Source organism: Mesorhizobium sp. M4A.F.Ca.ET.020.02.1.1 (assembly GCF_004022645.1).
In the GTDB taxonomy this organism is placed as follows: Bacteria; Pseudomonadota; Alphaproteobacteria; order Rhizobiales; family Rhizobiaceae; genus Mesorhizobium.
The window spans coordinates 1-4,641 of record NZ_RZOI01000495.1; the positions used below are offsets into that span (position 1 = coordinate 1).

Genomic DNA, 4,641 nt, shown 5'->3' on the forward strand with positions numbered 1-4,641 from the left:
GCCAGCCCGATGCTGATCGCCGACATGGCGGCGACACCGGCGACAGGATGCGCCAGGAGATTGACGGCGCTGGCCATCTCCTTCGGCATCATCCTGGTCAGATCCTGGTTCATCTTCTCTAACTGGTCCATGTCGGGCATCAGTGCATAGGGTATCGAATACAGCGCCATCGAGTGCTCCTGGTCGTTTCTTCGTATGCCCCGCCCGTTATTCCTGTTCCGGGCTCTCGCCCGCAATTCCAACCTTATTCCGCCGCCACCATCACCGGCTCCACCCGGTGCGCGTTGCGCGAAAACTCATCGATGCGGCGCTCCACCTCGCCACGGAAATGCCGCATCAGGCCCTGGATCGGCCATGCCGCCGCGTCGCCCAGCGCGCAGATCGTGTGCCCCTCGACCTGCTTGGTGACGTCGAGCAGCATGTCGATCTCGCGCTTCTGCGCCTCGCCGCGCACCAGCCGCTCCATCACCCGCCACATCCAGCCGGTGCCTTCGCGGCACGGCGTGCACTGGCCGCAGCTTTCGTGCTTGTAGAAGTAGGAAAGCCTGGCGATCGCCTTCACGATATCGGTCGACTTGTCCATGACGATGACAGCCGCCGTGCCGAGGCCCGATTTCAAGTCGCGCAACGCGTCGAAATCCATCGGCGTGTCGATGATCTGCTCGGCCGGCACCAGCGGCACCGAAGCGCCGCCCGGAATGACCGCCAGAAGATTGTCCCAGCCACCGCGGATGCCGCCGCAATGCGTGTCGATCAGCTCGCGGAACGGGATCGACATCGCCTCTTCGACGGTGCACGGGTTGTTGACGTGACCGGAGACGCAGAACAGCTTGGTGCCGACATTGTTCGGCCGGCCGAAGGACGAGAACCAGGCAGCGCCGCGGCGCAGGATGGTTGGCGCGACCGCGATCGACTCGACATTGTTGACCGTCGTCGGGCAGCCATAGAGGCCGACATTGGCCGGGAACGGCGGCTTCAGACGCGGCTGGCCCTTCTTGCCTTCGAGGCTTTCGAGCAGAGCCGTCTCCTCGCCGCAGATATAGGCACCGGCGCCATGGTGCATATAGACGTCGAAGTCGTAGCCGGAAGTGTTGTTCTTGCCGATCAGCTTGGCCTCATAGGCCTCGTCGATGGCCCGCTGCAGCGCTTCGCGCTCCCTGATGAACTCGCCGCGCACATAGATGTAGGCGGCGATCGCGCCCATGGCGAAGCCAGCGAGCAGCGCGCCCTCGACCAGCGTGTGCGGATCGTTGCGCAGGATGTCGCGGTCCTTGCAGGTGCCGGGCTCGGATTCGTCGGCGTTGATGACCAGATAGCTCGGCCGGCCGTCGCTCTGCTTGGGCATGAACGACCACTTGAGTCCGGTCGGGAAGCCGGCGCCGCCGCGTCCGCGCAGGCCCGACGCCTTCATCTCGTTGACGATCCAGTCGCGCCCCTTGGCGATGATGCCTGGCGTGTTGTCCCAGGCGCCGCGCGCCATCGCTCCGTTGAGCGACTTGTCGAAGAGGCCGTATATGTTGGTGAAGATGCGGTCTTTGTCCTGAAGCATTGTTCGTCCCTCAGACCGGCTTCTTGCCGAAGACGCGGATATATTCGGCCACCCCGCCCTTGGCGAGCGCCTTGGCCTGCTTGACCCAGTCGTCGCGCTCGATGCGGCCATGGAAGGAGAGATAGGCGTCCACCCAGTCGCGCTCGGCCTTCTTCCACGACGCGACCTGCGCGAAGGTGTAGATGCCCAGCGAATGCAGCGTGCCCTCGATCTTCGGACCGACGCCGGAGATCAGCTTGAGGTCGTCGACCGCAACGGGCCGTTCTATGCCAGCGGGCCTGTTCTTGTCGTCGAGTGAAGGCTTTGCCTGCTTGACGGCTGGCTGCTTGGCTTCCGGCGCCTTGAAGGCGGAAGCCGGCTCGGCCTTGGCCCTCGGACCACTGCGCTGCTTCGAGACACCCTCGACTTCCGGCGAAGCCTTGTTGGCATTGGCGGCCGAATGCCGCGGGGCCGACACGCTCGCCGCCTTTTCCACGGCCAGCGCGACCTTGACCGGCGAAGGCGTGTTCAGCGCCGGGCTGGTCTCGGGCGCATCGGTCTTCGGCTTGCCGGCCTTCGACGGGCCCACGGGGGCAGCCGGCGCCGGCACCTCCGTTGCGATAATGGCGTCGGGAGCGGCCTTGGCCGCCTTCGCCGCCGCCTTGGCTTCCTTCTCGCGTGTCGACTTCAGGATCGCCTTCTCGCTCTTCAGCGTCGTCAGGCCGGTGGCTGGCTCCGAGCCGGTGCGGCCATTCTGCGGGCCAGGCGTCACCGAGGCGCCCTTGCCACCTTCGTAGAGGTCGATGATCTCGGCCAGCCGCTCCGGCGTCAGGTCCTCGAACGTATCCTTGAAGATCATCACCATCGGCGCGTTGACGCAGGCGCCGAGGCATTCGACCTCCTCCCACGACAGCGTGCCCTTGTCGTTGGTGTGGAACTGGTCGTGGTGGATCTTCGAGCGGCAGACATCCATCAGTCCTTCCGAGCCGCGCAGCATGCAGGGCGTGGTGCCGCAGACCTGGATATGCGCGCGCGTTCCGACCGGGTTGAGCTGGTACTGCGTGTAGAAGGTCGCGACCTCGAGCCCGCGGATGCGCGGCATGCCGAGCATGTCGGAGATCGTCTCAATCGCCGCCTTGGTGACCCAGCCTTCCTGCTCCTGCGCCAGCATCAACAGCGGGATGATCGCCGACTGCTCGCGGCCCTTCGGATATTTCTTGATCCACTGCTTGGCCGCGGCCGTATTCGCCCTGTTGAAGGCGAAGGAAGCTGGCTGGACGCTGGCATCTGCGAGACGGCGGACTGACATTTAGCGATCGACCTCACCAAACACGATATCGAGCGAACCCAGCACGGCGGTGACGTCGGCCAGCATGTGGCCGCGGCACAGGAAATCCATGGCCTGCAGATGCGCGAAGCCGGGCGCGCGCAGCTTGCAGCGGTAGGGCTTGTTGGTGCCGTCGGAGACCAGATAGACGCCGAACTCGCCCTTCGGCGCCTCGACGGCGGCATAGACCTCGCCGGCAGGTACGCGGTAGCCCTCGGTGTAGAGCTTGAAGTGGTGGATCAGCGCTTCCATCGAGCGCTTCATCGCCTGGCGCTTCGGCGGCACCACCTTGCCGTCGAGGTTGGACACCGGGCCGCTGCTTTCCTTGCCGAGCAGCAGGTCGACGCACTGGCGCATGATCTTCGCCGACTGGCGCATCTCTTCCATGCGCACGAGATAGCGGTCGTAGCAGTCGCCGTTCTTGCCGATCGGGATGTCGAAATCCATCTCGGAATAGCATTCATAGGGCTGCGACTTGCGCAGGTCCCAGGCAGCGCCCGAGCCGCGCACCATCACGCCGGAGAAGCCCCAGGCCCAGGCATCGGCCAGCGACACCGTGCCGATATCGACATTGCGCTGCTTGAAGATGCGGTTTGGCGTGAGCAGCGCATCGAGGTCGTCGATCGACTTCAGGAACGGATCGATCCACTTGCCGATGTCCTCGACCAGCTTCTGCGGCAGGTCCTGGTGCACGCCGCCGGGGCGGAAATAGGCCGCGTGCATGCGCGAACCCGAGGCGCGCTCGTAAAACACCATCAGCTTTTCGCGTTCGACGAAGCCCCACAGCGGCGGCGTCAGCGCGCCGACGTCCATCGCCTGCGTCGTCACATTGAGGATGTGCGACATGATGCGGCCCATCTCGGAATAGAGCACCCGGATCAGCTGGCCGCGCTTCGGCACCTCGATGCCGAGCAGCCGCTCGGCGGCGAGCGCGAAGGCGTGCTCCTGGTTCATCGGCGCGCAATAGTCGAGCCGGTCGAGATAGGGTACCGCCTGCAGATAGGTCTTGGCCTCGATCAGCTTCTCGGTGCCGCGATGCAGCAGCCCGATATGCGGATCGACGCGGTCGACCACCTCGCCGTCCAGCTCCAGCACCAGGCGCAAAACGCCATGCGCCGCAGGATGTTGCGGTCCGAAATTGATGTTGAAGTTGCGGACGGAGGTTTCAGCCATTCTGGCGCCTCTGGCGAAGAGTCAGTAGTGAGTAGTGAGTAGTGATCATCAATCTCAATGCCTACTTATTCGCCTGTTTTGCCTGCACCGTCCGATAAGAGATCGCATCATTTTCCCAATCTCTTCGCATCGCAGCAGCAGCTCAATCTCGTTGGCTTTTCCAGCATGCCGAAACGACATGCCAGCAATACGTGTGTTTCGAGTTCCTTCAACGAACCCTGCGCCATGCGCAGGAATTGAACGAACGACCCTCTGTTTTCGCGACCATATCCCTCGGCGATGTTGGCGGCGATAGATACCGCCGAGCGACGCATCTGAGAGGTCATTCCATAAATCTCGTCTTTCGGGAAACCTTTGGTGACACGGTAACAATCTTCGGCGAGAACCATCGCCGATTGCCACACCATCAGGTCGCGATAAGATTCGATCCGCTTTTCCAATTCCTTCCCTACTGACTACTCACTACTTCCCTACTCACTGCTTGGCTTTTTCATCCCCCGGCAGCACGTAATCCGTGCCTTCCCATGGGGAGAGGAAATCGAAATTGCGGAATTCCTGCTTGAGCTCGACCGGCTCGTAGATGACGAGGATGGCTTCGTCGAGGTGCGGTACG

Annotated in this window: 4 protein-coding genes and 2 pseudogenes; all 6 read right to left on the minus strand. The window is 63.2% G+C overall.

Going from position 1 to position 4,641, the window contains the following annotated elements:
- Positions 1 to 170 (minus strand): annotated as a pseudogene (locus EN742_RS39585) (NADH-ubiquinone dehydrogenase); the annotation flags it as partial.
- A 74-nt stretch (positions 171 to 244) separates the two neighbouring features.
- Positions 245 to 1,549 carry an NADH-quinone oxidoreductase subunit NuoF gene (gene nuoF / locus EN742_RS25030; RefSeq protein WP_126054023.1) on the minus strand — a complete coding sequence of 435 codons (1,305 nt, stop codon included), beginning with the start codon at positions 1,547 to 1,549 and terminating at the stop codon, positions 245 to 247.
- Positions 1,550 to 1,559: 10 nt separating this feature from the next.
- Positions 1,560 to 2,837, minus strand: coding sequence for an NADH-quinone oxidoreductase subunit E (locus EN742_RS25035; RefSeq protein ID WP_126054022.1), 1,278 nt, complete (start codon positions 2,835 to 2,837; stop codon positions 1,560 to 1,562).
- A complete protein-coding gene (locus EN742_RS25040; RefSeq protein ID WP_126054021.1) occupies positions 2,838 to 4,028 on the minus strand; it encodes an NADH-quinone oxidoreductase subunit D in 1,191 nt (396 codons plus the stop codon).
- Positions 4,029 to 4,135: 107 nt separating this feature from the next.
- The gene (locus EN742_RS25045) at positions 4,136 to 4,468 is read right to left on the minus strand and encodes a four helix bundle protein (protein WP_126054020.1); all 333 of its coding nucleotides are present in this window, start codon (positions 4,466 to 4,468) and stop codon (positions 4,136 to 4,138) included.
- A 34-nt stretch (positions 4,469 to 4,502) separates the two neighbouring features.
- Positions 4,503 to 4,641: pseudogene (locus EN742_RS25050) on the minus strand (NADH-quinone oxidoreductase subunit C); the annotation flags it as partial.

Coding starts and splice junctions, on each gene's coding strand:
- nuoF (WP_126054023.1), bottom strand. CDS start 1,549: ATGCTTCAGGACAAAGACCGCATCTTCACCAACATATACGGCCTCTTC.
- EN742_RS25035 (WP_126054022.1), bottom strand. CDS start 2,837: ATGTCAGTCCGCCGTCTCGCAGATGCCAGCGTCCAGCCAGCTTCCTTC.
- EN742_RS25040 (WP_126054021.1), bottom strand. CDS start 4,028: ATGGCTGAAACCTCCGTCCGCAACTTCAACATCAATTTCGGACCGCAA.